At 60.4% G+C, this 26,614-nt stretch carries 25 protein-coding genes and 4 pseudogenes; 10 read left to right on the top strand and 19 right to left on the bottom strand.

Features of this window, described 5'->3' with window-relative positions:
* Positions 1 to 28: 28 nt before the first annotated feature.
* Both NKJ17_RS34045 and NKJ17_RS34040 read right to left on the bottom strand, forming a co-directional pair.
* Positions 29 to 1,534 (bottom strand): annotated as a pseudogene (locus NKJ17_RS34045) (strawberry notch family protein); the annotation flags it as partial.
* Positions 1,535 to 1,842: 308 nt separating this feature from the next.
* Positions 1,843 to 2,754, bottom strand: coding sequence for a hypothetical protein (locus NKJ17_RS34040; protein ID WP_502906551.1), 912 nt, complete (start codon positions 2,752 to 2,754; stop codon positions 1,843 to 1,845).
* A 183-nt stretch (positions 2,755 to 2,937) separates the two neighbouring features.
* Here NKJ17_RS34040 and NKJ17_RS14295 point away from each other — a divergent pair, with 183 nt between their 5' ends.
* Complete coding sequence (locus tag NKJ17_RS14295; protein WP_352689067.1) at positions 2,938 to 4,131, top strand: DUF1173 domain-containing protein; 1,194 nt, start codon at positions 2,938 to 2,940, stop codon at positions 4,129 to 4,131.
* A gap of 35 nt (positions 4,132 to 4,166) precedes the next feature.
* Here the strand turns inward: NKJ17_RS14295 and NKJ17_RS14290 are convergent, their stop codons facing one another.
* On the bottom strand, positions 4,167 to 4,850 hold the full coding sequence (locus tag NKJ17_RS14290) for a transposase (RefSeq protein ID WP_352689064.1): 684 nt from the start codon (positions 4,848 to 4,850) through the stop codon (positions 4,167 to 4,169).
* A 463-nt stretch (positions 4,851 to 5,313) separates the two neighbouring features.
* Here NKJ17_RS14290 and NKJ17_RS14285 point away from each other — a divergent pair, with 463 nt between their 5' ends.
* On the top strand, positions 5,314 to 5,709 hold the full coding sequence (locus NKJ17_RS14285; RefSeq protein WP_352453160.1) for a hypothetical protein: 396 nt from the start codon (positions 5,314 to 5,316) through the stop codon (positions 5,707 to 5,709).
* A 548-nt stretch (positions 5,710 to 6,257) separates the two neighbouring features.
* Here the strand turns inward: NKJ17_RS14285 and NKJ17_RS14280 are convergent.
* The 4 genes and pseudogenes from NKJ17_RS14280 to NKJ17_RS14265 all read right to left on the bottom strand — a co-directional run bounded on the left by NKJ17_RS14280 (position 6,258) and on the right by NKJ17_RS14265 (position 10,065).
* Positions 6,258 to 6,758, bottom strand: a complete 501-nt coding sequence (locus NKJ17_RS14280; RefSeq protein WP_352689061.1) for a DUF1419 domain-containing protein — start codon at positions 6,756 to 6,758, stop codon at positions 6,258 to 6,260.
* Between the two features lie 134 nt (positions 6,759 to 6,892).
* Positions 6,893 to 7,255: a hypothetical protein gene (locus NKJ17_RS14275; protein ID WP_352689058.1), complete on the bottom strand. Its 363-nt coding sequence runs from the start codon at positions 7,253 to 7,255 to the stop codon at positions 6,893 to 6,895.
* A gap of 111 nt (positions 7,256 to 7,366) precedes the next feature.
* Positions 7,367 to 7,843, bottom strand: a pseudogene (locus NKJ17_RS14270) (UCP036055 family protein).
* A gap of 71 nt (positions 7,844 to 7,914) precedes the next feature.
* Positions 7,915 to 10,065, bottom strand: coding sequence for a ParB/RepB/Spo0J family partition protein (locus NKJ17_RS14265; RefSeq protein ID WP_352689055.1), 2,151 nt, complete (start codon positions 10,063 to 10,065; stop codon positions 7,915 to 7,917).
* A gap of 184 nt (positions 10,066 to 10,249) precedes the next feature.
* Here NKJ17_RS14265 and NKJ17_RS14260 point away from each other — a divergent pair, with 184 nt between their 5' ends.
* The 3 genes and pseudogenes from NKJ17_RS14260 (at position 10,250) to NKJ17_RS14250 (ending at position 11,254) form a co-directional block, all read left to right on the top strand.
* Complete coding sequence (locus tag NKJ17_RS14260) at positions 10,250 to 10,870, top strand: DUF433 domain-containing protein (protein ID WP_352689052.1); 621 nt, start codon at positions 10,250 to 10,252, stop codon at positions 10,868 to 10,870.
* Positions 10,804 to 10,995 (top strand): annotated as a pseudogene (locus NKJ17_RS14255) (DUF5615 family PIN-like protein); the annotation flags it as partial. The gene NKJ17_RS14260 and the pseudogene NKJ17_RS14255, both read left to right, overlap by 67 nt.
* Before the next feature lie 10 nt (positions 10,996 to 11,005).
* On the top strand, positions 11,006 to 11,254 hold the full coding sequence (locus NKJ17_RS14250; RefSeq protein WP_352689253.1) for a hypothetical protein: 249 nt from the start codon (positions 11,006 to 11,008) through the stop codon (positions 11,252 to 11,254).
* 391 nt (positions 11,255 to 11,645) lie between these two features.
* On the opposite strand, the gene NKJ17_RS14245 is transcribed toward NKJ17_RS14250, so the two are convergent.
* Positions 11,646 to 12,842, bottom strand: a complete 1,197-nt coding sequence (locus NKJ17_RS14245; protein WP_352689049.1) for a DUF932 domain-containing protein — start codon at positions 12,840 to 12,842, stop codon at positions 11,646 to 11,648.
* A 131-nt stretch (positions 12,843 to 12,973) separates the two neighbouring features.
* Positions 12,974 to 13,117, bottom strand: a complete 144-nt coding sequence (locus NKJ17_RS14240; protein WP_352689047.1) for a CoA-binding protein — start codon at positions 13,115 to 13,117, stop codon at positions 12,974 to 12,976.
* Between the two features lie 424 nt (positions 13,118 to 13,541).
* Between NKJ17_RS14240 and NKJ17_RS14235 the strand changes: the two are divergent.
* Positions 13,542 to 13,895, top strand: a pseudogene (locus NKJ17_RS14235) (LysR substrate-binding domain-containing protein); the annotation flags it as partial.
* On the opposite strand, the gene NKJ17_RS14230 reads toward NKJ17_RS14235, so the two are convergent.
* Positions 13,896 to 14,780, bottom strand: a complete 885-nt coding sequence (locus NKJ17_RS14230) for a LysR family transcriptional regulator (RefSeq protein ID WP_352689245.1) — start codon at positions 14,778 to 14,780, stop codon at positions 13,896 to 13,898.
* Positions 14,781 to 14,915: 135 nt separating this feature from the next.
* On the opposite strand from NKJ17_RS14230, the gene NKJ17_RS14225 reads away from it, so the two are divergent.
* Positions 14,916 to 15,089 (top strand): hypothetical protein, encoded by a 174-nt coding sequence (locus NKJ17_RS14225; protein WP_352689044.1) that lies wholly within the window; start codon positions 14,916 to 14,918, stop codon positions 15,087 to 15,089.
* Positions 15,086 to 15,826, top strand: a complete 741-nt coding sequence (locus NKJ17_RS14220) for a DMT family transporter (RefSeq protein WP_352689042.1) — start codon at positions 15,086 to 15,088, stop codon at positions 15,824 to 15,826. The genes NKJ17_RS14225 and NKJ17_RS14220 overlap by 4 nt, the downstream gene beginning before the upstream one ends.
* 281 nt (positions 15,827 to 16,107) lie before the next feature.
* Here NKJ17_RS14220 and NKJ17_RS14215 read toward each other — a convergent pair whose 3' ends face one another.
* From NKJ17_RS14215 to NKJ17_RS14175, 9 genes are all read right to left on the bottom strand, one after another.
* On the bottom strand, positions 16,108 to 16,278 hold the full coding sequence (locus NKJ17_RS14215; protein WP_502906552.1) for a hypothetical protein: 171 nt from the start codon (positions 16,276 to 16,278) through the stop codon (positions 16,108 to 16,110).
* A gap of 35 nt (positions 16,279 to 16,313) precedes the next feature.
* Entirely contained in the window at positions 16,314 to 16,697 is a 384-nt protein-coding gene (locus NKJ17_RS14210; RefSeq protein ID WP_352689039.1) for a Sua5/YciO/YrdC/YwlC family protein, read from the bottom strand.
* Positions 16,678 to 17,028 (bottom strand): recombinase family protein, encoded by a 351-nt coding sequence (locus NKJ17_RS14205; RefSeq protein ID WP_502906550.1) that lies wholly within the window; start codon positions 17,026 to 17,028, stop codon positions 16,678 to 16,680. Before NKJ17_RS14205 ends, NKJ17_RS14210 begins: the two co-directional genes overlap by 20 nt.
* Before the next feature lie 257 nt (positions 17,029 to 17,285).
* Positions 17,286 to 17,993 carry a DUF1906 domain-containing protein gene (locus tag NKJ17_RS14200; RefSeq protein WP_352689036.1) on the bottom strand — a complete coding sequence of 236 codons (708 nt, stop codon included), beginning with the start codon at positions 17,991 to 17,993 and terminating at the stop codon, positions 17,286 to 17,288.
* 160 nt (positions 17,994 to 18,153) lie between these two features.
* Positions 18,154 to 18,768 (bottom strand): glutamate acetyltransferase, encoded by a 615-nt coding sequence (locus NKJ17_RS14195; protein WP_352689033.1) that lies wholly within the window; start codon positions 18,766 to 18,768, stop codon positions 18,154 to 18,156.
* Positions 18,769 to 18,943: 175 nt separating this feature from the next.
* Positions 18,944 to 19,819, bottom strand: a complete 876-nt coding sequence (locus tag NKJ17_RS14190; RefSeq protein WP_352496684.1) for an Evf family palmitoylated virulence factor — start codon at positions 19,817 to 19,819, stop codon at positions 18,944 to 18,946.
* Between the two features lie 138 nt (positions 19,820 to 19,957).
* Positions 19,958 to 20,653 (bottom strand): helix-turn-helix domain-containing protein, encoded by a 696-nt coding sequence (locus NKJ17_RS14185; protein WP_352451774.1) that lies wholly within the window; start codon positions 20,651 to 20,653, stop codon positions 19,958 to 19,960.
* 290 nt (positions 20,654 to 20,943) lie between these two features.
* Positions 20,944 to 21,876, bottom strand: a complete 933-nt coding sequence (locus tag NKJ17_RS14180; RefSeq protein WP_352468594.1) for a LysR family transcriptional regulator — start codon at positions 21,874 to 21,876, stop codon at positions 20,944 to 20,946.
* Between the two features lie 235 nt (positions 21,877 to 22,111).
* The gene (locus NKJ17_RS14175) at positions 22,112 to 23,491 is read right to left on the bottom strand and encodes an alpha,alpha-trehalose-phosphate synthase (UDP-forming) (RefSeq protein ID WP_031195136.1); all 1,380 of its coding nucleotides are present in this window, start codon (positions 23,489 to 23,491) and stop codon (positions 22,112 to 22,114) included.
* Between the two features lie 573 nt (positions 23,492 to 24,064).
* On the opposite strand from NKJ17_RS14175, the gene NKJ17_RS14170 reads away from it, so the two are divergent.
* Together NKJ17_RS14170 and NKJ17_RS14165 are read left to right on the top strand one after the other, a co-directional pair.
* Positions 24,065 to 24,784, top strand: coding sequence for a winged helix-turn-helix domain-containing protein (locus NKJ17_RS14170; protein WP_352451776.1), 720 nt, complete (start codon positions 24,065 to 24,067; stop codon positions 24,782 to 24,784).
* A gap of 176 nt (positions 24,785 to 24,960) precedes the next feature.
* Positions 24,961 to 25,185: a hypothetical protein gene (locus NKJ17_RS14165; RefSeq protein WP_023722452.1), complete on the top strand. Its 225-nt coding sequence runs from the start codon at positions 24,961 to 24,963 to the stop codon at positions 25,183 to 25,185.
* Positions 25,186 to 26,614: the final 1,429 nt, after the last annotated feature.

The raw sequence follows: 26,614 nt of genomic DNA, 5'->3' as shown, positions 1-26,614 counted from the left end.
CATATTATGTCTTATCCCGAACTCGGGATAAGACATACTCGCGCGGCGTGATGTCGACATGCAGGTCCGACCATTCCTCGGTGGGGATCTCGGCAAGCCGTCGTTCCATCAGCGCCTCGCTGGTCGAGACGATCTGCACGACTGCCGCATGCCCGTCGGCGAGGTCCTGCTCGATCGCGCCGATCAGGGTCGGCGTCATCATCGAGGTGATCAAATGCGAGAAAAAGCGTTGCTTGGTACTTTCAAAGGCTGAGCGCGCCGCCGATTTTGCGTTGCGGTTCAGCGTGCCGGCCTCGCTGGTGATGTTGGTGGCCTCGAGTGCGGCGGTCAGGTTGTTGTGGATGACCTGGAAGGCGTCTGCATAGGCGTTGTAGATGCGGATCTGCTCCTCGGTCAGCGCATGCTCGAGGAGGTGGTATTCGACGCCGTCATAGGAGAGCGAACGCGCCGTATAGAGGCCGAGCGACTTGAGATCGCGGGCGAGCACTTCCATCGCCGCGACACCGCCGTCCTCGATCGCGGCGACGAATTCGGCACGGTTGGCGAATGGAAAATCCTCGCTGCCCCAGATGCCGAGACGTTGCGCATAGGCGAGGTTCTCGACGGCGGTCGCACCGGTCGCGGAGACGTAGACAATGCGGGCATCGGGCAGCGCGTGCTGCAGCCGCAGTCCCGCCTTGCCCTGCTGCGAGGGCGCGACGTCGCCACGCTCGCTTTTGCCGCCAGCGGCATTGGCCATGGCGTGGGCCTCGTCGAAGACGATGACGCCATCGAAAGATTTTTTTGCCCCCGACGGGTTCTCTCCAATCCCTGTCTGGCTTTCTTTAATCCCCGTCGGGCCTTCGTCCCTCCTCGCCTCTTGTCCGACCCAGTCGAGGATCTGAGCGATCCGGGATTTCTTGCCCTCCCGTTCTTGCGAGCGCAGGGTTGCGTAGGTCGTGAACAGTATGCCCTCGGCAAGGCGGATCGGCGTGCCCTGCCGATAGCGCGAGAGCGGCTGGACGAGAAGTCTTTCCTGGCCAAGTGCCGCCCAATCGCGCTGGGCGTCTTCCAGCAATTTGTCCGACTTGGAAATCCAGATCGCGCGGCGCCGCCCCTGCAGCCAATTGTCGAGGATGATGCCGGCGACCTGCCGGCCCTTGCCGCAGCCGGTTCCGTCACCCAAAAACCATCCACGCCGAAACCGGACAGCGTTCGTAGCTCCTTCTGGCGCGGCCGAGACGACATCGCAGGTCTCGTCAACCGTCCAGGCGCCGGTGAGATGACCGCAATGGGCTTCGCCGGCATAGATGACGCTTTCGAGCTGGGCGTCCGACAGCAGGCCCTCGTCGATGATCGCATCAGGAAGAAGCGGCCGATAGGAAGGTTTTGGTGGCGCGACGGCGGCCATTGCGGCCGACTGTACGAGGGGCGTCGGATGGGGTTTGGCGCGGGGAATGTCGATCGACTGGAGCGCGTAGGGTTCGTAGATTGACTCAGTGAGCCGGCCGCCCTCCTCCGGCATCCAGTCGCGCAATTCGTAGGCAAGGGGAACAGCCGGCGTGCTGTTTGCCATGACCTGGCGAGCGGGCTTCGCTCGCGCAATCGGACGGACCGATTGCATTGCCTTTGGAGCAGCCGTTGAGACAGCGAGGGGTGCGGCTCTCCGGGATCGGGCAGCCATCTGCACGGCGGCATTGCGCAGGATGCCGCTGGACAATGCACCGATCGAATTCGGGAATCCACCCAAAGTCCGGGGCGGCAGATCGGAAATCCAGGAGAGCAGCGTTTCGACATCCTTGGCCTTGCCCGGCAAGGCGACGAAACGCGACGGATCGGCGGCCGGCACCTTGTCGATGATCGTCAGGCGGGTCTCAGTGGTGGTTCCGTGGCGGGCATAGACGCGGCCGTCGATCGCCGCCGTGAAGATGACCGTGCCTTGCTGCTGCAGGCGTTCGAACGCGCGCCGCCATTTGGGATTTTCGGGAGACAGCCGGCGCCGGTGATGGCGACAAGACGACCGGCCGAACGCAGGCGCGCGAATGCGGAGGAGAGGTGTCGCCATGCCGCGTCGGCGACATGTCCGTCGACATAGGCGCCGACGGTGAATGGCGGATTCACCAGCACGACGGACGGCTCCATGGCCGCGTCGAGATGATCGTCGATATGGGCGGCGTCGTGCCGCGAGACGGGGAACCGTGGAAACAGCAGGCCGAGGAGATCGGCCCGCGTTGCGGCAAGCTCGTTGAGGGTGAGCGATGCCCGGCTTATCTCGGCATGGACGGCAAGCAGACCGGTGCCGGCCGAGGGTTCGAGAACGAGGTCGCAAGATGCGATCGCCGCGGCGTGCGCCGTTACGAAGGCCAGCGGCAAGGGCGTGGAGAGCTGCTGCATGGCCTGGCTCTCGTCGGAGCGTCGCGTATGGGTTGGAAGAAGGTCGGCGATGCGCTTTATCATCGCTAGCCTTGCCCGCGGCGTGGCGGACCGGGACAGGATCGCGGGGCCGAACCGGCGCAGAAACAGAACCTGGGCGACTTCGAGGGCCTCATAGGCGTCCTTCCAGACCCAGCACCCTTGCGCATCGCTGCCGCCAAAACCTGTTGTCATGGTGGTGCGCAGTTCCGCAGTGGTGACAGACTTGCCCTGCTCGAGGAACGGCAGAAGCCGCATTGCCGCTCGGTAGATCGCCTGGGCGGTGTCGAGGGCGTCTTGTGCCGGCGCGCCGAGGGGAGCGGCCGTCCGGGCAACGGCAGATGTGGTCGAAACAATGTTCATGGAGATGTCCTTTGCGAGAGGGAGTGGCGCCCGCGCCGGCACTCTCTCCGCGCCAGCCGGGCCGCACTCCTTCCGGCTCCCCTTTGCCTCTGCCGCGATGCACCAAACGGGTTGCGCTCTGCGCAAAGCCATGACTTGAATGCGCGGACAGGGATGCGGCGGCGACCTGGAGCTGCGGAGGTGATGCGACGGTTCAGAATTGGCAGTGAGGTCTACGAGGAGGGAGCGCCTGACCTGCAGGCGGCGCTGGCGAACGCCTATGGCCGCACCGAGCGTCCGCTATGCCTGTGCCGCGAGCCGGGCTGCCCGATGTACATCGCCCGCATCGGCGACCTTCACCTGATCAAGCGCATGCCGCTGAGCGGCAGCGGGCATGATCCATCCTGTGATTCATATGAATCGCCTTACGAGCTGTCCGGCCTGGGCGCCTTGATGGGCAGCGCGATACAGCTCGATCCGCAAAGCGGCTTGGCGGCTTTGAAACTCGATTTCAGCCTGTCGAAGACGGGGAGCCGGGCAGCATCCGCGCCTGCTGGCGAGAGCTCCGCCAGCGTAACTGGAGACCCCAGGAGGATGTCGCTGCGTGGCCTGCTCCATTATCTGTGGCAGGAGGCCGAATTGACGGTCTGGACATCCCGATGGGCTGGCAAGCGACATTGGTGGAATGTCCGCTGGCATCTGCTTGAGGCTGCCGGGCAAATGACGGTGAGGGGCGGACCGCTCGCGGATATCCTGTTTGTGCCCGAGCCGTTTCGCGCCGAGAACAAGGAAGCGATCGAACAACGTCGCAACGCGGTTTTCGGCACGGCGCTCCCGCCAAAATCCGGCCCACGAAAGCTACTGGTTCTGGTCGGCGAAGTGAAGGAAATCATGCCCGCCCGATCCGGTCGGAAACTTGTCGTCAGACATTTGCCCGGCTTTTCCTTTGTCATCGACGATGCATTGCATCGGCGTTTGCAGGCACGTTTCGAGAGAGAATTGTCGCTGTGGGGAGCGGATTCCAGCTCACATCTGATAGTGATCGCGACCTTCGGACTGAACCCGGCCGGCCTCGCCGTTGTTGAGGAGGTCGCATTAATGGTGGTATCCGAGAACTGGATCCCTTTCGAGACGGTCTCGGAAAAGCGGCTCGTTGACGCGCTCGCCCGCCTTCGCGAGAAGAGCGTGAAGGGATTGCGCTACGACCTGCAAACCGACCACCCGATCGCCAACGCTTTGCTCCAGGACAGGCAGCAGCCGACCGCACTCTTTGTCGTCCCGGCCGGCGCGGACGAAGCGTTCGAGGCTTCGCTCGACGAAATGATCGCCGCGCGTCCGGAGATCGGCTTCTGGGTGTGGCGGGTCGGCGAAGGCGATATGCCGCCGTTGCCGCTCTGAGCGTCGGCGGAATTTCCGACGAGGCTCAGTATGTCTTACCCCAGGCCCAGCTTCTTCTTGAGCTCGGCATTTTCCTTGCGCAGACGGTCAGCAAGCAGGTTCTTAAGGCGCTTGTTTTCTTCCTCGAGCGCGAGCAGGTCCTTCAGATCGCCGCTATCTACGGCTGGCGCTGCAACCTTCTTCCACTGATAATAGGTCTGCTCCGAAATGCCGGCTTGGCTGACCGCACTCTTGCTGGTCGCACCCCCAGCGATCGACTTCTCGATCTGGGCAAGCTTCTGGGCGCGTTCCTTCTCAGAATAGGTCTTCCGGGCGGTCCGCACCGCCACCGCAGGTTCAGCCGCCTGAGGCCCTGGTCTCGCCCCGTTCTTGCGGGTCGGCTTGGCGAGCTCTGCCTTCGCTTTCCTTGCTCGCGGAACTTTCTTCTTCGCTTCAGGGGCTTCCACTTTGGCTGGTGCCACTGTGGTCTGAACAGTTTGAGCTTCCTGAGAATCGGCCATGATATGCTCCGCTTGTGGATTGTCACCGTCATCAGCATCGATGGGTCTTATACTGGAGTCAATGAGCTCAGAACCTGGCAACTGAGCACCATCAGACAGCTGCGTCATCTCGGTGACAATTTTGGACAGGTCGAGAGCACCCCAGATCGAATGACTTGGCTTTTGCTTGCGGCGCTTCTGTTTGACTTCCACGATAAATGGCCGGATCTGGCGCTTCATAGTCCCTTCCTTGATGTGAGGACGACTTGCAGCCAAGTCGCTGTTTCGCGTCAGCGAGTATTCTGCGCCTAGGCATCTTATCGCTCTTGCCGAGCTTTATCGGAGAAGGCCAGCGACGAGCAAGCGAGGTTTCCCTGACCTCGGGGACTGGCTCGATCACCGGGACGCAAACGGTCTATTGCGAGCCGAGGTCTCATTTGACGCGACCTTCAGAGCCTATCCATGCCCGCCATCCACAGGCGCCACTTCGCTCGATCCACCGGCAGCTGACAAATTTCGACATGCTGACGAGGCTCGCATGCTCCAGGTTCGGTAAAGAACCCCCCTGCATCGAGCGCCGCCTACGCCGTCATTCGTTGCCGCCGGGCAAACGGACAAGGACTAACAGCCGTCCGCATCCGATGACTGTGCACAACCGACTGCATCGATTGCAATCCTGATTTTCTTGGGAGCAAATCTTCTCATGGCGGCGGATGAGCTGGACGCGATTGTTTTCGGGATGGCGGTCGACAGCGTCCGTGCGCTTCCTCTTGGATTCACGGAAAAAGTCGCAGAAATTGCCAACCGAAGCCACGGCGTCCTGCTTTTTGATTTGCGCATCGATGGCGACTTGGAAATGCAGCGGATCGCCGCCGTCCGATATCCAAGCAACCAGACAGGCATTCTGGCGCTGGACAAGCAGGGCTCGGCGATCAGCCATTGCATGGTCAACGGCACTTTCTCCAGCTTTATCGCTCCCTTGGAGGACTGGAACACTCTGCCGCTACCGATGCAGGCCAGGACGAGTATCGCCGGCCCGGCCAGCCTCTTCATCGGCGCCTTACGCAATGCCGGATACATCCTGCGCGGCAGGTCCTGATCCGAAGTTTTGCGCGGTGACTGGCCGATCATATCGTCGAACCAGTCGGCCACACGGCTTCGCTAAGGGCGATTACCCACGGTGATCAGGTGACAAGGATCATCCGAGTTGAAGCCTGACCCTGATAGGTGGCTCGCTGGACTACGAGCACCTGGTCGGTGCTGGCCTTAAATACCGTGAAAATGCGCCGGCCGGCGGCGACGCACTGATCGAGCAATGTCGGTTGCCGTCACGGTATCTTGGAAAGCGATAGGGCTGCGTGCAAGCGATCGTAATGTGCGAGAGCGTCTCGCCCGTCGGCGTCCGATAGTACGCCTCCTCGATAGACATCGCGCCGCATAGCCTATCCGACGCGCCTCATTTCAGCGGAGTAGGCGGACCGTGCTAATAGGGACGTTTCGCTTCCGAGCGGCAGCTCTCAGGGATGACCTTTATCGTCGCCTCCCTTCTTTGAGTTCCGGCTTGATCGGGCGGAGGACAGGAGTTCGTCAATCTCGAGATCCGACAGATCATCGAGCAGCTTGAAGACAGCATCATGCTTTCCGGCGTTAATGAGAATCGTGCGTTTGCCGCGATGTTCGGCCCACCCGGTTCCGGGATTTGCATTGCGGGCGATGCCCCTGAGTTCGACAGGGGTCATGTTCCAGATCGCCTCGAGCTTCTCCGCGCGGGTCATGCTGTCGCTCGCGCCGGTCTGGTGGGCGATGATGGCGGCGCGCATCTTGTCCGGGGATTGCCGGTCCGAGGTCGCAAAAACCATGAAAACAGCGTTCGCGGCCGCGGATCCGGATCGTGAAGAATACGCTGGTCACGTTGCCGGCCTTGAACTCCGACATGCCGAACATGCCGGTGCGCATGAAGAGCGGCGGCAGCAAACCGAGCATGAAGTGATATTCTGACGCGGTGATCTGGAACCACTCGCCTGAATAGGGAGTGCCGGAAAGCGGATCGATGCCGGGAGTATCCTTGTGTCGGCTGAACAGTTGGAACATCTGCTCGCGGGTGGCGACGCCGTCGAGCACCTTCCTGAAGGGTGGATGTGCGGTCATGGGATTCTCCTAAACGCGGGTCGGCCACGCGTGGCATGAACCGCGTCGTCGCAACTGTTTTGGTGGTGTTGTGGCTGTCGACTGGCCGAGCCCGCGGCCGGCGCGTGCACCGGCGATGATGGGGTTTGCAGGGTTCAGGCGGCACGTCGCTCGGAGGAACGCGAAGCGTCTCGACCAACCCCAGTGATGGCACGCACGGCGGCGAGCGCCGGGATGTCGTCGAGCATGCCGAGCGCGACGAAGTGGTTGGCCCCGCCGACATAATCCTTGCGGCCCTTGCAGGTGCGGATCAGGATGCCGTGACCTGAGGACAAACCAAACTGGCCGACCTGAATGTAGGTACGGTGATGGTACAGGGTGACTTCGCCGGAAACGGCAATACCCGCCTTGTTTGAGCGCAGGTCAAAGCAGCCCGATGGCAGGTTTAGTTCGGCGGCGAGTTTCTTCAGCCGTGAACGCGCTGTCGTGTGAAAACGCCTCTTCTGCTTGCTCGTCATAGGAGCAGCTTCTGTTCCAGTCGAACATGTCGATCTCCACGAAATGAACAGGCCCGTGATCGCTCACGCGATCCCGGGCCCGTCATCGGGTGGGGTTAAATGGTGGAACGGTCAGGCGGCCGCGCGGCCCTCAATGACGTCGGCGCCGACCTCGTCCCGCGGAGACTTCCTCGAGATAGGCCCGACCATACTGGTTGTTGGCGAGCCAGCGTTCGGCCGCCTCGCGATCCTTGGCGAGATAGAGCAGCTCCGGGCTGTCGCCGCGTTCCTGCAGGACGCGGACCATGCCGATCGTGGGACGCTCGACGATCTCGAAACCCAGGTCACTCTCGACGGACCAAGTGCGCCTGACCGAGACGACGATGATGCCGCCCTGATCGAAATCGCCCTCATGCGGGTGAAGTAGGCCGGCGAGCTATAGGTCGCGCGCTCGCGCGGCGGTTCCTTCCTGACCAGGCGACCGACGCCGTTGCGGCTTTCCCAGGCCGCAAGTTTTTTGGTGAAGCGAGCCGGCGGTTTCGCGGTGCCGTCGCTGTACCGGATAACGCTCCCCAGAGGAGCGGATTCGTACACGATATGTGCGGACATGCGGTTTCTCCATGCGGAAAACGAAAAAGGGCCCGGCGGGAGTGCCGGGCCCGCTGCGAGCGTGAGGCCGACTATTCAGCGGCCTGGAGGTGGTCCGCCTCGTCGCCGTCGCTGGTCACCGGCTCATCGGAGGACGGATCCGCATCGTCGGCGAGAAAGGCCGGCAGCTCGGCGGCATCGCCGTCGCGAGCCGCCTCGTCCGACATATCGCCGGCGACCGCGTCGCCAGCATCGGTAGCCACTTCATCGACCTCAAGACGCAGCGGCTCGGGCAGCCAGTTCGACCCTTCGAGAAGACGCGCGGCCTCACGCGCCATGATGTCCTTCTTCATGTGGTCGATCAGCTGCGCGGAGTCTGCGCCACGAGCTTCATGGACTGCCTGTAGAATCCGCGCCTTGGTGAGCCGCCCGAGGAACTCGACCGTAGGCGTCCAGCCGGCGTCGACCATGTCGAACTGGAGGGAACGGCCAAGCACGTCTGCATGCTTGAGCGCCTTCGGTCGCCTGTTCCAGGGTTCGACCACCGCATTGAGGGTCAGCGAGACGCAGTGCGCGAACAGCGCGTTGCGGCTTGCTTCGTCGAGGCCGAGAAGGAAGTTCCACAGGCCATCCGCCTCATCGGGCAGATCGCGATCCCAGGCTTCATGGCGCTCGGCGATCTCCTTCGCCCAGGATGTCTCGGCAAGACCGTCGACCTGGCTGAAGCCGCCGCTCTTCAGGCTGATCTCCAGGCACGTGTCCGGCGCGAAGCGATAGAAGACCTGCAGGACGAAGGCATGGAGTGCGGCAACGAAGGCGATGTCGACGTCACCGGCGAGCGCGTTGCGCAGTGCAAGCGTCCGCTGCGCGGTCAGGTCGAAGACGAGCCGATCGGGCAGCGGCTTGATGCCATCGTCCTCGCCGTCGTCACTAGCGCTGTCATTCACCGGCTTGCCGTTGACGACAACACCATCGCCATCATCGTCGCCATTGGATCTGGCTTCGTCTTCAGCATCCTGCTCCTCGCCCTCACCGACATCGCCGGTTTCGGTCCGCGGTTCGTCCTCGGACCGCACGAAACCGGCGTCGACCTGGAGCTTGCCGTTCGCGGCAAGGGTAACGAACACACCGGCGATGGCCTTCTGGGCGGGATCGTAGCTTTGAGGACGATCATCGATCGCGTCGAGCTCTGCGCCCAGCTGGTCGAGCTTCGCCTCGATCGCTTTGTCGGCATCCTCGGCCTTGGCATAGTCCGCGTCGAGCTTGTCGTATTCGGCCTTGAGCGCGTCGTAGCGTTCGATCTCCTCGGCGCTCAGCTCCTGCGGCTCGGCATAGATGCGCCGCATGCCGGAGGTATGGCCGTAGGGAAAGCTGATCGCCGCCTCGACCCACTTCCAACCTTCGGCGCGGATTGCCTCGGCATCCACCTTGAGTCTCTCGAAGACAAGCTGCTCGAGGAGTGCCGCATCCTGGAACCAGCCGCCGGAGTCCTGCTCGAAGAGATCGCGCAGGATGACGCCGCCGGCAGCTTCATAGGTTTCGGCGCCGACATAGACGGCCCGGCGATCATCGGCTCGGACCGTGGTCTCCGTCAGCAGGCGCCTGATGTAATAGGGTTCCTGCATGTGCGAGCTGGCAATCCGTTCCCAGACCTGCTCCTGACGTGCATGATCGTCCGAGATCGAAAACGCCATGATCTGCTCAAGCCGGATTTCGTCCTTCCCGTAGAGACCGAGAAGCCTCGGCGACACCGATGCCAGCCGCAGGCGCTGCCTCACCGTCGCAGGCGATACGAAGAAGCGGGCGCCAATCTCCTCCGGATCGAGGCCCCGATCGCTGAGCGTCTTGAAGGCCCGGAACTGGTCGAGCGGGTGCAGGTCGGTGCGCCGCAGGTTTTCAGCAAGCGAGTCCTCTTCGGCCGAGGTCTCCTGCCTGCGGTTAACGATGCAGGGGATCGGCTCGTTCTTTGCCAGGCGCTTTTGCTTGATGAGGATACCGAGCGCGAGATAGCGCCGGCCGCCGGCCGGCACCTCAAACGTGCCGGTCTCCTCGCCCTCGCCGTCGAGCATCGGACGGACGTTCAGGCTCTGGATGAGCTTTCGCCGCCCGATGTCCTCGGCGAGCTGCTCGATAGACACCCCGTCCTTGATGCGCCGGACATTCTTCTGCGACAGCCTGAGCTTGTCATAGGGAATGTTCTCCGCGGCGTTCATCGCGATCTTCTGAATGGCGTTCTTTGCCATGGTCAGGTTCTCCATGACGGGCGGCCCGGGGCCTCTCCCCGAACCTCCAAGCCCGTCAGGAACCTCCCCTCCCCCATCTGCCTCCAGGCCTCACACCGGCGCCGGCCGCCTGCCGCAAACCTTCGCTGGACTGCGGACGGCAGAGTGACTATATATCTTCCATGAACGTGGAAGGATTATTGTCATGCCGGGGTTTAGTACCGAAGTGCTCACCGCCAATGAAGCGGCGGCGGTAACGCAGGTGCCGCTTAAGCAGGTGCATCGCATCATCGATGCCGGATTGCTACGCGGCCGTGTCGAGACACGCCGCGGCAGCCGCGTCATCATCGGAGCGGGTCTCGTCGGCCTACGCCTCGCCTGGCTGACGGCGGAGACGCTGACGCCGGCCGCGCGGCGGCGGATCGTCGAGCACGCCATTGCCGATGATGCTGCGCCCGTGGTCGCGGACGATCCGCTTAAGGTCGACCTGAAGCCGATCACCGCCGGGGTAAGGACCGGCCTCAGCCGGCTGAGGAAAGCCAAGGCCATGGTGGCGCGCGATCCAGCGGTACTTAGCGGTCAGCCGGCCTTTGTGGGAACACGCGTGCTTGTTCATGACGTTGCCGACATGCTCGCCAATGGCGATACTCCCGAGACGATCCGTGCCGCCTATCCGCAACTGACTCTCGACCGGATCAGGCTCGCGGCCGACTATGCGCTCGCCTATCCGCGGCGTGGCCGTCCGCCGGTCAAGCCGGCGTGGCGCAGCACGGCGGCGAAATCGAAACGCACAATCCGTCTCGACGATCTGCCGGCCGTTTCGTGAAATTCCTGATCGACGAATGCCTGAGCCCAGAGCTTGCGAAACTGGCGCGCGAACGGGGTTTTCCAGAGTCGAGCCATGTGCGCTGGCTGGGCCTCGCCGGCGCCAAGGACCATATGGTGACCCGGCGCGCGGTCGATGACGGCTATGTGCTCGTCACGCACAACACGACCGACTTTCGCGGCCTCTACTCGCCGCGAGGAGCTGCATGTCGGGCTGGTCGCCTTCAACACCGCCCCTGGCCTGATGAGCCTCGATCTCCAGCACAGGCTCTTTCATCTCGCCCTTTCCGAGCTCGGTGGGGAGGAGGCATGGAACGAAGTGCTGGAGATTACGGTGGATGTCGCGCGTACCATCACCATCGAACGGTTCAACCTCCCCGACTGACGGACCTCCGCGTTCGTTTCCTGCAATCGGGCTGCCAGAAGCCGCCGCTCGCAAACGAAAAAGCCCGCCGCGGGAGGAGGTGCGGCGGGCTTGATTTGGACGACAGCATTCGGGAGGAATAAATGCCGCCCCTGATCGCCAAGGTCGGGAGGAGGTGACCCGGACGAAACTCGATATCGACAGACTACTCCCTTCCGCGCAGCCGAGAAACATTAATTGTGCATAGCAGCATTGCGATTTTGTGCGGCGCACACTTAGACCTGAGAGATGTGTTTGCCAGACCTGCAGCGCAGGCCGTGTGCTGCGCGCCGCAGCGATGCACATGTTCGAAACTGGCGGCATCAGCAGCCCGGTGACGTTACCTACTCCCGCCGCGCGCAGCATTGCAGTATCATGCTGCCAGATCGAGAAGCTTCTTGGCCTTGCCCTCCATCTCCAGGCGAACATCCTGATGCGGCTTGTCGCGCGCCACCCGTGTAATGCCCTGCACGAAGTCGAAAATCGAGGCGGGCGGGTGCCCTTCCTCCGAAAGCACGGCATCGATGATCTTCGTCGTCTCCGCCTTGGAGAAGCCGCGCTTGCGCAGGAACCTCTGGCGATCTTCGTCGTCCCGAGCGACGACACGCTCCCGCGAAGCCTTGATGCCATTGACGAACGGCATGGGCGAAGACTCCGCGAACTGGATCAGCGCTGGCTCGGCTTCCAGGGCAAAACGCGAGGCGGCATATTTGGAATGCCGGATAATGATTTCCTGGAAATCCTGCACGCCCCAGAGGCAACGATTCTGGCACACTGCACGTAGATAGAAGCTGGCGATTCCAAGCGTGCGGGCGCCGACCTCCGAGTTCCAGCAATAAAACCCCCTGAAAAAGACGTCGGGCGAGCCATCGGGCAGCTTGCCGGCTTCGATCGGATTCAGGTCGTCGACGAGGAAGACAAAGACATCACGGTCGGACGCATAGAGCGTCGTCGTGGCATTGGAAATGTCGACATTCGGATTGTAGATTCCGGTTGACCAGTCGAGCACGCCAGGAATCTTCCAGCGGGTGTCGCCGGTACCGTTGCCGGCGATTTTTTGGACGGCCGCGATCAGCTCTTCATCGAAAATCCTGCCATAGTCCGGACCTGTAACCGCTCGCAGCTCGAGGCGTCCGTTCTCGATTTCCAGCGTCTTCACCTGCTCGGCGCGGCGGTTGAGGAGACCGTGCTGAAGGTTGATCGCCGCGAGCGGGGACGGAAGCTGGCGCAGATAGGTGGCCGGTGCACCTACCAGGCTGGCGAGTTGGCCAAAACTCCAATGCGTGGGGGCAACTGGGGCAGGCGCATCGGGCAGCATTAACCTCAGGCGCTCCGGATCGTCGCGGCTGGCCTCGGCGCGGATCAGCTCACTCTCGACGATGCGGGTCTTGCTGCGCTCCGACCGGGCCTTCACCGAATTCCGAAGGTCGGTGAGCGACAGGTATCGCTCGTCCGCCGGCCGGTTGAACCATTCTGACGACACGCGGCCGATGCGCTGACCGCGGCTGACGTCGACCTTGTAACCGGCACGCTCGTTGCGGGTGGGCGTGTGAATTTCCATCTGTGTCATGGTTGGAGCTCCTCGGCGGGCGCCGGGAGACTCTCTCCCGGACCTTCACCCGCCACCGCAGCCCACCCACGCTCTTCCTCTGTCGGCATCCGCGCGCCACCAGAAGCGTCGGCATTGCGGAAGCGGCCGCGTTAGGGGCCGACACCAAGCACCGCCAGATCCGGCGCCTCGTCAACGTCCGCGAAGGCGGCGAAGCATGGCCTCCCCAGGATTTCGGTCTGACGCGGATCGATGAACTGGATGCGACCCGCGCGCGTTGTGGTTACCGCGTCCATGGCTACTTCCCCTTGAACTCGGAATTGCGCTTTTCCGAAAAGGCGACGGCACCTTCGTTGAAGTCATCGGAGCGGAGCATGCGCTCGTAGTGCTGTAAGCCGCTTTTGCCCACCCATGCCTTCTGGCTTGCCTCATGCGCCGCCTCGCCCGAGAGGGGTGCGGTGGCCCGAATGAATTGAAGGTCCGGCCATGATCGTTACCATGGACCGTCCACGACCAATGCCATCGATACGGCCGTCAGCACGATGGTGACACGGATGTCCTGAGGCACGGCACTCCCTTTCTCCCGCAGCCGGAGGCTGGCGCTTGATTAAACGAGCTCATTCTGACGGCTTGACCGCCGCACCAAGTTTTGTTGTGATTACCCCACTATAAGGGCAACCCCAAAGGAAGCATGCCAGGGTTGATGACAAGACGTGGTTCGACTGGAAGCAATGGTTCCAGCACTTCGGGGTAACGTGTCGGAAGGGGCTGCCGGGTCCTGTGTTCGACAACCACCTCATGATGAGGCAGGCTGCCTTGGCTGGCAGCGGAATAGCGTTGGGTTGGATTGGCACGGCGAGCGAACAGGTACGCCGCGGCCAACCGGTTGAGCTCCTGCCTGGGGAAGATCAACGCCCCGGTAACGTCTATCTTGTTTCGCTCAAAGAAACGCCGTGGAACAAAGCTGCCGCGCTTTTTGCAAACTGGCTCATGTCCATGCCTGGTCCGGCTTTCGATCCAGTTAGACATTCCACGACACGGAACAATGCGACCGTAGGACTTGAGAAGTTCTAGTTATCGCCCAACGGCAAACGCTGAAAAGTCGAAGGTATTCACATAATCGCGGAATGCGGCCTGCGCCTTGGACTGGTTCTTCAGGTTGGGAAAGATCAGCATCATTTCATAGGGTGGAATTTCCCAGCCCGGGAGCAACTCCACAAGGCGGCCGACCGCCACGGACGGCTGGCACACGTAAGCGGGAAGGAGTGCGACCCCGCCGCCCGCGATGCAGGATTGCAGCAGGAACCCCATAGAATCCGAGGTCGCAGCCGGCGGAGGCCGCAGGACGATCGGTGTGTCGTCTGACGAGAACACCCATTCGGGCTGCGCATCATGCACCAGGCAGCGGCGATCTAGAAGATCGGTCGGTTCCTGAAGAGGACTGCCAGCCGCCAGATAGGCTGGAGCGGCGACGAGAACCCGTTTAATCGAGGAGACACGCCGCACGATCAGGTCCTGACCTGTGGTCGTGCCAACGCGAGAAGCGAAATCAACCCGCTCGCGGATGACGTCGAGATGCCGGTTTGTGGCGATCAGTTCGACGGCGATGCGGGGAAACTGCGTGGTAAATCCGTGCAGGAAGGTCGGCATGAAATAGGTGGCAGTTACCTCTGGGCAGGTGATCTTCAGCGTCCCGACAGGCTGTTCCTTGAGATTGGTCAACGCCATGTCCGCGGCCGAGACCTCAGCGCGAACGCGGCGGCAGTATTCGAGATAGACCTGGCCGCTGCCGGTGAGGCTTACGTGCCGGGTGGAGCGATTGAGAAGCCGCAGCCCCAGACGTGCTTCAAGCTGGGCGATGCGCTGGCTGACAGTGGATTTGGGCATCCCGATCCGCCGCCCGGCGCGAGTAAAACTGCCCGTTTCGGCGACTTCGGCCAGAAGGATCATGTCGTCCACGCTGTACAAAGCGAGGCATCCTCTCTCGTGTCGTTGCTCATTGTACAATAACACGGACAAAATTTCCGTATGATCGGAATTGTTGGAACGTTCTTGGCTCGGTAGCCTCGGCACCCGAAGCAGGGAACGCGAAAAATGTCGATCAGTCAGACGGCCCCCAAGGCGGACAGGGTGGGCATCGCCATTGCGGCGATGGTTTTCACGGACCTGACGCTTTCCATCGCGGATGCGATCATCAAGGTCACGATCTCGGACATGCCGCTGTCCAGTTCATTTTCCTGCGGTCCTGCGTCACGCTGCCCTTGTTGATCTCGATCCTGAAATGGCGCTTTCCGCAGGTGTCGTTGCGCCCAGCCTATCCTGGCTGGGCCATCGTGCGAAGCAGCCTGCTTCTGTCGAGCCTGCTGATCTATTACGCTTCGCTACCGCGCCTCGATTTCTCGATGGCGGCGGCGGTCTATTACACGATCCCGCTGTTCATTACCCTTTTTGCGGCCTTCTGGATCAGGGAACCTGTCGGGGTGCAAGGTTGGGTCGGAGTCGCCCTCGGCTTCATCGGTGTGCTGCTCATGCAGAAGCCGCAGGCCGGCGACCTTGGCATCCATGCCGTGATGCCGCTGGTTTCTGCAATTCTCTACGCTCTGGCGATGGTGCTGACGCGCACCAAGAGCCGTGGCGAAAACCCCTTCGTTTTGGCGCTGATCTTCAACCTGATAGCGATCGTTCTCGGGGGCAGCGCTAGCTTGGCGACCGTGATGGCAGGGAGCGAGGGTGGACAAAGCCTGTTCATGGGCGCGTGGATTCCAATGGGCTGGACCCAATGCGCGCTGATCGGGCTTTTGAGCATGACGATGCTGATCGGCAGCGTCGGCACGGCCATCGCCTACCAGTTGGGACCATCCTCGATCATCTCGACTTGGGACTTTTCATATCTAGCCTTCGCAGTGCTATGGGGCGTCGTGCTGTTCTCGGAACGTCTGGATGCGGCTTCCATGCTCGGTATCATTCTCATCGCACTGGCCGGGATTATCGTCATCCGGCGTTAGCGGCGATATTCTGGAGCACCGAGTCCGGATGATGGCTTCGGGCTCTTTGCTACTGTCGCAAAACTGCTTGACCTTCGCACGCTGCAAAAGTCTGCGATTCAATTTTGCCAAACTTGGGAAATTGAGACATTCGGCATCAGGAGATGACAACGATCTCCCTTGAGACAGGTTGAGCGTGACGATTTGGAAAGACCCGTGGGGGGAAGACGTTCGGCCCCGCGTACGTTCGACGACTGCGCAGGAAGCGGCCAATGATGTTTAGCACCTGGCCGAAACCCTCATCACCATCGCCGGCAGAGTAACATCAGCTGGGTCGAACGGTAGCCCGGATTCCGGTCGGCCACAATGAGGTCCGGCTTCGTGTCGAACAGGCTTCGATACAGCCCCAACGCCTGCCTCCACGCGTTCTGGTTCTTCAGCTCGTCGAGGTCGCCGAGATGCTGCGACAGCAGCGCGTTGCCGTCGCCCGCCAGGCAGAACGCGGCCTTTAGATCGCCGCCCGCAGCCAGCGCCCTGACCGGGCCATCGAAGCCCGAGCAGCGCCAGCGGCTCCGGCGCGAAGCCGCGCGCGCCGCAACACCGAAATGCCGTGCCCGTCGAATCGCACCACGCTGTCGTCGAGCCGGTTGACAATCTCGCAGTCGTGCATCAGCCAGAAGTCGGCGATCCCGGCAAGCTCCTGCCGCGCCTCGTCATTGTCCGTGCATTGCGGCTCGCCCGAGCGATTGCCGGAGGTCATCACCACCGGACCGTCCAGCGCCCGCAGCAAGAGATGATGCAACGGCGTGTAGGGCAGCATGAAACCGAGCCGCTCGTGCTGCGGCGCCACGCCCGCCGCAACGCCGCAGCTGTCACGGCGCTTCACCAGCACGATCGGCGCCGCTCGGTTCCGGCACTGGCCGGCTTGTCGTCGTGTCGATCGCTTCTGTCAGCGAGCGGAAACCGGCGCTGGTGGCTTCGATCCGCTCCATGATCGTGAGAACGTCCTTGAGTGAGCGAGACAGACGGTCGAGCTTCCAGACGACGACAGTGTCGCTCTCCCTCAAATGATCAAGCATCCTGTGCAATTCCGGCCGCTCCCAGCGACCGCCGGAGGCCTCCTCCTTGAGGATACGCTTGCACCTGGCATCGGCGAGCGCCCTGGCCTGCGCCGTGTTCGACTGGTCGTCGCCTCTGCTCACGCGGGCGTAGCCGATCAGCACTCTGGTTCCTTTCGCAAACGGTCGTTTATGGAAGGCCGAGGGTGTCCACGAGAATACAGGTGCGGAGCCTTTCATAATCCTCTTTCCATTATGGCGCCGTAAGGCAAGCGGTTTGTGAAGGGATGAACGATGCCGGGATATCGATGACGAAGACGCAGCGGGAGAAGCTTCCGGTGCGTGACAAGGCGTGGGCGTGCCTTGTACCGTTCGGGAGGAATCGACCATGCGAAAGCTCTTGCCCGGCCGGGAGCGAAGATTTAGCGCTCCTCGCGCAGCAACTTTGAACAACGCAGACGTTCCTTCGCGTCGCGAGAGGGGAGAGTACCTGCCGGCCCAAATTGACCAAAGTTTTCAAGGGCCGGATTGACGACATTTCCATCGTATCCGAAGCCCCCGATCTCGGAACGCTTTTCCATAAACTTTTGGAAAAGCGACCAATCCCCCTGCTTGAGCGCTTGTCTCGTTCCGGACCATCCCAACGAGCCAGAGAGCCATATATGGTCCACCAGCCCCTGGCGCTTCATGTGGTGTCCGACCGTGCCCGATCCGTAAACGCCAACGAGATAACGGCCAGCCAACGCATTCCGCACACTCCTGAAGTAGGGTGCTATTCGTGCAAGATGCTGTGGTGTGTGGTAGTCCCAATCGACTGCAAAATAGATTCCGGAGCCTTCGGGCTGTCCCAACGCGGCGGCCAGATCAAGCGCACGACCGGAGTCTCGCTCTCCAGCCGCACCATGCAAGTCTCTGATATTGCCGCCCGCGCCACCCCGCTGCTCGAAGGCCACAGCTACCGATATTCCAGCACCATGAAGGGCGGCGAGTTCCTCCCCTGTCAGACATTTTGAGGGAAATGGTGTACTATTCCGATGGTTGTAGTACCGGATTACTGTATTGACGCCAGATTCTGCCAAGCACACAGCAAAATCGCCGACGTTCTGCGGGACGTCGATAATATCGTGCATAGTCCGTCTCCCCGAAGGCCGAAATTGTATGGAAAATGCGCAGTTTATACGGTCACCTCGCCCTCCCACGCTATTTCTTCGCGCAGCCTTTTGATGTCATTTCCCGCAGCCACCAACGCGGCGCAGACGCAATCAGCTATTCCTCTGTTTGCCCTTGGGTCTATTGCAGAATGTCGCTACGTCTCTGACTGTGGGACCGCCGGCTGGAGAACAAGCGCAGGTAGTACGGTGAGTCGCTCGGCGAGCTGAAACGGCCGAAAACCTGCGCGATAGTGGATTGCGTTTGCTCGTTTGACAGGTTCAGCGATGCGGAGAGCGATATCGAGGTGATGGCGAGACTGTCAGCGCTTCCAACTTCGACCACGGCAAGGCAGGGTAAAGATAGACGGACTTCCGCGGAGTCGGATTGATCTAGGACGAGGCAATTGAACGCCGTCGGTTCGCCGTGTTTGCTCAGATAGCTACGGATTGCCTTTGCCAGACCGACGCCAGCTTCATTGCCGTCGGCGGCATTCGCGCAAATTGACGCAAAGGCACTGGGCAATTCCGCCACGTCCATCGTGCGGTTTAGCGTTCTTGAAGTCGTGGCGGTTTCCACCTGGTTCGGTACCATTTGCGCGGCATTCTGCCATGCTCGAGAATCCAGAGTCCGGGTTTGGTCTTCGAATAGTTTCTGGACCATGGCAGAGCAAATCCTCTCCGCCTCGAGCGGTTGGCTGCTCTGCGGGCCGATCACCAGGAAAAGGCCCGCAGCTGTTTTTGCGAATGGGTTCATGTCTGCTTCCCTATGGAAGCGGGACCGGAGTTCGCCGGCACCGGGGGCGCGACAGAGCATCGGTAGTTCGCAAGGGCTTACCGGACCGCTCTATCGCATCCATGATGCGGGCGACGTTCGTCCAAATCCAGGCTATTGGTTGGGTGCGCTGCTTTCGCGATCAAAGGCCTGACGATCAGACCTGCGGCTTGATGTCTTGTTGCGGCGTCGAGCCACCGTTGAAAAAGTTCTTGGCCTTCTTGAACTGGTCGGTGGAGTTCTTATTCACAAGCTCCTGGAAGTTTTCGTGATCGGGGCCGCCTTTGCGGATCCGACGGGTCTGAACGAGATTGGTGACCTCGGCATAGTCCATGTCGACGCGGACGTAGTGGGTCGACGAACAAGAGGATTTCAGCTCGAGGAAGTGCTCTTTGAACTCGATCTGCCGCAGAACGATTGCTCCGTAGTCGTAATATCCGCCTGCCCCATTATCGAGAAGGTAGCTCTGGTAGGTGCATGTCAGCGCCTTGTATCGCTGCGCCTTGCCGTTTGCACTGAAGGTGAGATTCCCCATTTCTGTAAGGAAGGACTGGAAATCCAGCAGCAACGATGCCCCGTCGGTAATGATCGCCTTGGCAATCAGCGAGAGGAAAGTAGCTGAGACCGACGTCCCGGCCACCTTTTTTGAAAAACTCTTCAGTTTTTGCCTGCCCATAGAGAGATCTGGAATGTTGCCAACAACATCGGTCCATGTGTTGATATCAAGCTTCTGTGCATCGATGTTCGCATAATGGGTATGCATGTAGTCGTTAATAATTCCTCCTATTGCCAGTAGATTGTCCTGATTCTCATTGAGGGTGCCGCTGTACGTCGGATCTTCGGTTTTTTGGCCGATGAGGTGAAACTGCACTGTCCCTTGAGCGTTGGCGATCGTGTCGTCACTGGGGGGCGCAGCATCTAACTGGGCCAAAACAAGGGGCTTGGCGTAGAAAAATGCGGACGCCGCCTCATAGTGTTCTTTGGAATAGCGCTGTTCATGCTCTTGAACATTCACTGAAAATGCGTTCGACATGCTTTATCCTCCTGCTGTGAGACATGAGCGTTGGTCGAGAGCTTAAGGTGCCCAAAGCGCGGAAACGCCTCGGAGATGAGATGATCTTTGCGTGCCCGCGTCGCCTTATACCAATTCGCTCCGGCCCCCACCTTTGCGTTAGACAGGCTTTTCTCTGCGCCGTATCATTTTGCGATAGCGCAGTGGCGAGAGGCCATGAAACGCCTTGAAGGCTGTGGAGAAGTTGTTGCTGTTCTCGTAGCTGAAGGATTCGGCGACCTTGGCGATGCTTTCATGCCCGTTACGCAACCGGTCAGCAGCCTCCGTCATCCGGTAGCGCCGTAGCCAAGTCATTGGCCCGCAGCCAAACGATGTCTCGAAACGGGTGGTGAGCGTTGTCCTGTTGGTCCCTACCATTCGCGCCAATTCGACGCGGGTGATCTGCTGATCGACCCGCTGCGCCAGCAGACTGCATGAATTCTGAACGATCGGATCGGCTGAGAAGAAAGGCGGGGTAGAACGCTGCGCGAACTGAACGATGCAGGCGGTAAGTCTGCGCAGAACTTCCTGCTCGGTGAGCGGCCACAACAGGTAATCGGAATACCCGTTGGAGAAGACCGCTTGTCGATCCAGGCTCTCTTCCAGAACCAGAGCCAGTTTGACAGGTTCGGGCGAGAGCTTCGCACGCCCGTGCTTGTCGTGAATCGGTTCGCGACAATCGACGATGACGATCTGCGCGGAGCGCCCTGCCCGCAATAAACGGTGATCAAGGATATCGATCTGCCTCAGAGAACTCGCGATTAGTGCCAAGGACTTGCATGCTTCGGGGTCCGAGCCAAGATATGCTGCCAGCATGCAGGCACCTCACAGACACCATGGGAAGCTGGCCTGTGGAAGGCTTGGCGCGGCCGAATGGCGGTCGAAGAGAGGCGGTTTTTGGCCTGTATATAGATGGCTGGGCGTATGATACCTTCTCGTCTGGCCCTGTTGCCTCGCTTCAAATTGTCGAAACCGGCACGGTTTCAATGCGCTGGCACAGCAGAGCCAGCTTCCCCTCCCAACGGGCGAGCAGGGCAATAAACTTTTTCCGTCATATCCTGACGATAGCCCCGGATTCGGATCACGTTTCTTGCCTAGGCGACTCATCAGTCACTTGCCTTCCCAGTTGGGATATTTTGCTCTGTTCCCGCCGCCGCGGCGACGGCGATCTCGTGGCGCAGCCAACGATGCTCCGGGTCGCGATGGGAACGCTCGTGCCAAATCAGCGCGACTTCATAGGGTGTCAATTGCACAGGCGGATCCATAATCGCTAGCGGCAGCAAGGCGGCGATCCTGGTCGCGACGCGGCGTGGTACAATCAACAGCAGATCGGTCGCCGCGATCGCCAACGCGGCCGTCAAGATGTTGGAAACCAGCACCGGATCGCGACCCTGGAGATCTAACTTGACCAGTTCGTCATGCACCCGGCCGAAGCCGTCTTTGGAGTCCAAGGCAATGGCTGCGTGGCGCAAGGCCGCGAAGCTCTCGATTGTCCATTCCCGCGCCAGGGCTGGATGGTCGTGGCGCAGCAGGCAGGCAAACCGGTCGGAGTAGAGGCTGCGCCTCAAGTATCCGGGCGGCGAGGCGCTAATCTGCCCTATAGCCAAATCGATCTCGCCTAGCTCAAGCCGCCGCATCGCGCCGGAGAGAAGCGGATCGATGACGACGTCCAGATGAGGCGCGTGCTGGCGCAGCCGGGGCAGGAGCCGCGGCAGCAGGACCAGTCCTTGATGATCGGGCATCGCCATTATCGCCTTCGATCGCCAATTGGCTTGGGCAAGACTGCCGTTCACTATCCCGCGGATCGCATCCAGCACCGGCGGCAGCATTCGGCTCAAGCGTTGGGCCTGCGGGGTCGGAACCAGGCCCATGGAGCCGCGAACCAAAAGATCGTCGTTGAAAATGCCACGCAGCCTCCTCAACGCTCGGCTCATCGAGGGCTGGCTCAAGCCCACGTGTCGAGCCGCATGCGTGACGTTGCGGTGTTCCAGCAGCGCTTCGAGAGCAAACAGCAAGTTCAGGTCAATCGACGCCAGCATTTGCCGCTGCCGTGTGGCGCGAGGTTCCGCGACAAACGGCTGCGCCCGCTTTTTTGAAGTTTCGCGACTGCAAGCGAGCTCATCCACGGCCTTCTCCTCTTGTCTTAGTAAGCGGTGTGCTCGCGCTAAGCGTCAGCACATTCGGCATCGCTCAGCGAGGCCGAAATGCTGCCTGATTCACTTGGTCGCGGTCAGCCTCATGCTGGCGAAGCTAGGCCCAGGAACGCGGCAAAGCTCAGCGCTGATCCAGGCCTAACAGAAAGTCGTCGCACCAGCGATAGACGTTGTATTCGCGGAGCCGGCCGATCATCGCACGCCAACGATCGATCCGCTCATCTAACTGCATGTCCAGGGCTTCTTCGATGGCCCTCGCCGTCGCTTCCGGATCGTAGGGATTGACGAGGATCGCTCCGCCTAGCTCTCTGGCTGCGCCGGCAAAACGCGAAAGCACGAGAACACCTGGATTCTGTGGGTCCTGTGCGGCGACATATTCCTTAGCTACAAGGTTCATGCCGTCGCGGAGCGGCGTGACCAGGCCGACGCGTGCCATGCGGTATAGACCGGCGAGCTCGCTGGGTCCAACGGACCGGTTGATGTAGTGAACGGGCATCCAATCGATCGTTCCGAGTTCGCCATCAACGCGCCCCACCCGCTCGGCGACGTCCTTTTGCATCGCCAGATATGCCGGTATTTCCGTGCGGGATTTCGGTGTGATCTGCAGCAGTTGCGTCTTGCCGATGCGGTGGTCGTTGCTCCGCAGGAAGCGGTCAAACGCGACGATGCGCTTCTCGATGCCCTTCGAATAGTCGAGGCGGTCGACGCCGATCGCGACTTTACAACCGGGAATCCTCTGAGAGGGCTCCTGCAGAGTCTCGCTGCGCGCCGCCTGCTCGGCCAGTCGTTCGAACTCGGCCGTGTCGATGCCGATCGGAAAAACGCCGCAGCGAAACACACGTCCATAGGCTTGGCACACACCGTTTGTGATGGGGTCCGGTAACCCCTGACGGCGCAAGCATTCGGCGAAGTTACTAAGATCGTCATCGGTATGAAAGCCGACGAGGTCATAGCACGAAAGCCCGCGTAGCAAATCATCATAGTGCGGTACGGTGAAGAGGATGTCCGCGGCCGGCCACGGAATGTGCAGGAAGAAGCCGATCTTATTGCCGCAGCCGAGGTTCCGCAGTTCTTTCGCAAGCGGGATCAGGTGATAGTCGTGCACCCATATGACGTCGTCGTCGCTGATGAGCGGCTGCAACAGCTTTGCAAACAGTCGGTTGACGCGCTGATATCCGGACATTCGTGCTTCGGAATACTCGGCGAGGTCGACTCGGCAGTGGAAAACCGGCCAAAGAACCCGGTTGGCAAAGCCGTAGTAATAGTCGTCCAAATCTGTCTGCGAGAGATCGGTAAGCGCATAATTGATCCCGCCGGCCTCCCGGCGTGAGATCGGCCCTGACGGGTCCTCCCCGGCTTTCACCTTCCCCGACCAGCCCATCCATAGGCCGTGCCTTCGCCGGAGCGCAGCGCTCAGCGCAATCGCCATCCCGCCTGGCGGCGGGGAACCATGCTCGTCGGGCAGCGAAACCCTGTTTGAGACTACGACCAGTCTACTCATCTCCACTCTCCTGCTCTCGGACATCCCGCCGTTCATGAAAGCTCCGCCCCCTGAGCGATCTGCACAATAAGACATGCAAGTTCAAAAGAAAGGATAGCATGGGTCTAGAAAGGAGATTGGAATTAGATAAAAGGTTGGGCATCAGGAGTTTCCTGTAGACAGTGGCATTAACATCAAGGCGAGTTCTGCGTCTGATCAATAAATCTCGACGAATCCATACGAATGTCAACTTTTCAGCGATTTAAATTGAAACAAAGCTGAACTGAATTGGAGCCACCGGGAGAGGAATTTGGGTGCAAAAGCGCTCCAGTGATGGTGCCAGAGGACCGGAGTGATACGAATCTCAGCGGGGATAAACCCGGTCTGCCGAACGAGTGGTCGCAGAGGACGGACAATCCATCAAAAACTAGCAGGCTTTGGGGGCACTGTTGCGCAGCAGGAACTCCGCATAGGACCTATTTGTCTGCGCTATTCCGCAATACGCCTGAAGAAGATTGTCCCACCTGCTGAGCGTCACTAATTTGACTGTTACCGCCCCCCGGCAGCCCAAGCTGCAGTCAACAGGAAGTGACCATGAAGAACATTCTCATTGTCGGTCAGGACGCGTTGACGAGAGAACCGCTTATGGGCTTCTTGTCTAAGCATGAGTTTAACATCAGAGCGGTCGAAAACCGCCAGCAGGCCGCCAGCAATATGGCTTCTGAAGCGATTGATCTAGCAATTGTCGACCTGAGCTACGGCCGAGAGGACGGTTTGCAGTTCGTTCGAGATTTTGGTGCCAAGAGGGATCTTCCGATCATCATCATCAGCGGTGACTTCGTAGATGAGGCCGACAAGGTGATTGGCCTCGAAACCGGCGCTCGCGACTACATTACTATGCCCTTCGGGCTTACGGAGTTCCGCGCCCGCGTGCGCGCCGCTATGCGCCAGCGGCCGGAGCGTGACCGAAACACCATCTACCGTTTCGATGACTGGCGAGTTAGCACCAAGCGTCGGAGCTTGCGCCGGGGAACGGATCCTGACGTCAAACTCACCGCCGGCGAGTTCAACCTCCTGATGGCCTTTCTCAAGAACCCAGGTCGGGTCCTTTCACGTGAGCAGCTTCTGATGGCGACCCGTGTCTATGATCAGGAGGTCTACTACCGCAGCATCGATGTTCTTATCGTCCGCCTTCGCCGTAAGTTGGGGCAGGATAAGGCGCCGCGCCCGCAGTATATCCGCACCGAGCGCGGCGCGGGGTATATTTTCGACAGTGTCGTGAATATTGAGGAACTAAGGACGCGCCGTGGTTGATGGACGGCCAAGATCGCGCGGGAAGCGAACGTGACCCAGCACCACTGCAGGCGCTTCAGAATATCACGAATAGGGTCAGGCTTTGCCTTCATAGGAATGGCCTCCAGCCACCTGGGCACCTCGTACTACCGGCGTTTCGCGGACCGGTAGGGCCGCGCTGATTTCTGCGTGGACTGATGACGGCGATCGCTTCGGAGTTGGTTGTTGAGATTGCCGATTTTGGCATCGCGGTGGCGGTTTGCGCCGCCTTCGTCGTCATGCGGGCGCAGTTCGCCCCTGGTGCCATACGGGCGGGTGAGATTGTAGGCGAGATTGGCCATGCCGATCTTGGTCTGGCCCGCCCGATGCCGATCGTGCCCACGAACAAGAACTCGCGAGCAGCGGCTGTGGCGGCGACGTAACCTTCGGCCTTGCCGATCGCTTTACCAGTCGCCTTCGCCTGTACCATCAGACCGGCATATTCGCGCGAGGCATCCAGGTCGCAAGCCAAGACGCGATTTCAAATAAGGGGCCTCTCGCGGCGCCGACAAGGTTTCGGAATTTTCCGCTCCTCGCAGGTCGGTAGTGACTGTTGCATACGTGCAACTCAAGCGCGAAGAGTTATCTCAAGGGCAACACTATTCTTGAATTCGGCGGCCAGAATGCGAGTAATCAGCCAAACTCGCCCGATCGAGTCTTCTCGCTACGGGCCACCAATCAACCTGGGACGCCCCTGTGAGTGCCGATACCATTGCTGGCGCAGTGAGCCGGGAGAGCCTCTCTTTCCCATACCTCCGCATTAAACCCGAGACCACTGTGCCAGCCCAGCGCCCTCCGCCGGCTGGCAGCAAGATGACGGCTGCCAAACGATGGGGCTCCGTGCTCTAAAGATAGAAAATGACGTTTGGCCTACTGCACACCGGGATTTTGCCTGTGATCGCTGCCACAAGCCATCGGTGGTCTTGGTGGTAACGAAACCGCATGCGTATGTTTGCCCGCTGTGTCTAGACGGCGATCCTGCCGAGCAAACTGAGCGTTTTGACTAACATTCTCGGCAAGCTTAGAAGGAGTGGTTCGCTCGATAACAACAAACCCCGAAAATACCTCGCTCATTGTCCGGGCCACGCGCTATCTGGATCGTGGAATTTCGTTTCATGAAGAAAACAGCGGCAGTTTTTAATGAGAGATGAAGTAACCGATCTTTTAACTGAGTTGGCCCTTTGGGCGAATGTGGTGATGAAATCGGAAAGGGGCGATAGAATTAAAATTTGCGCCGCCTACGACGCCGGTCTGCAGCTAATCGCTGAGCGTACTACGCCCGGGTCTCCGCCCCGACCGGGCATTGAAGCTTGCATCCTGCAGCATGAGAAACTGAAGGCTGCCGAAGACATCAGCTGCGTAGGTTGGATACTGGCCGCGATCGCCACGCGTGTTGGGGAACGAGATCTTCCGAAATGGGAGGAAGCTCAGAAGGTCATTGGCGCCACGGTTCGGTTGCTTAGTCGCTACCGTCAAACTCGCGTTCATTGAAGCCATGGCCGCGTCGGCGGAATGGCATTACAATGCTGTCGAGCATTCCCTGTAGCGTTGCACGGACGATGACGCCGGTAATTTACGGCTGTATGAACTGAGTGCCTCCGTCTCCGGCTGCGTCAGAAAACAGGTAAGTCAGTCGTTGTCGGGTTGGAAAAGAGGAAGGTCGCTGGAAAAGCGTGGCCAACCCGCCTTCGCTTGCACACAGCCTGCGTTTTGCCAGCTCCTCAACCGCAACGTGCTGTCAATCTTCGTCTTGCCATGTCTTGAACGCCGAACTGTTCACGCCATTGGCGCCGCTTTGTCATCCCGTGCCCC

Source organism: Mesorhizobium sp. M0208 (assembly GCF_040322015.1).
GTDB lineage: Bacteria > Pseudomonadota > Alphaproteobacteria > Rhizobiales > Rhizobiaceae > Mesorhizobium.
This window is presented reverse-complemented; position numbering and strand designations above follow the sequence as displayed.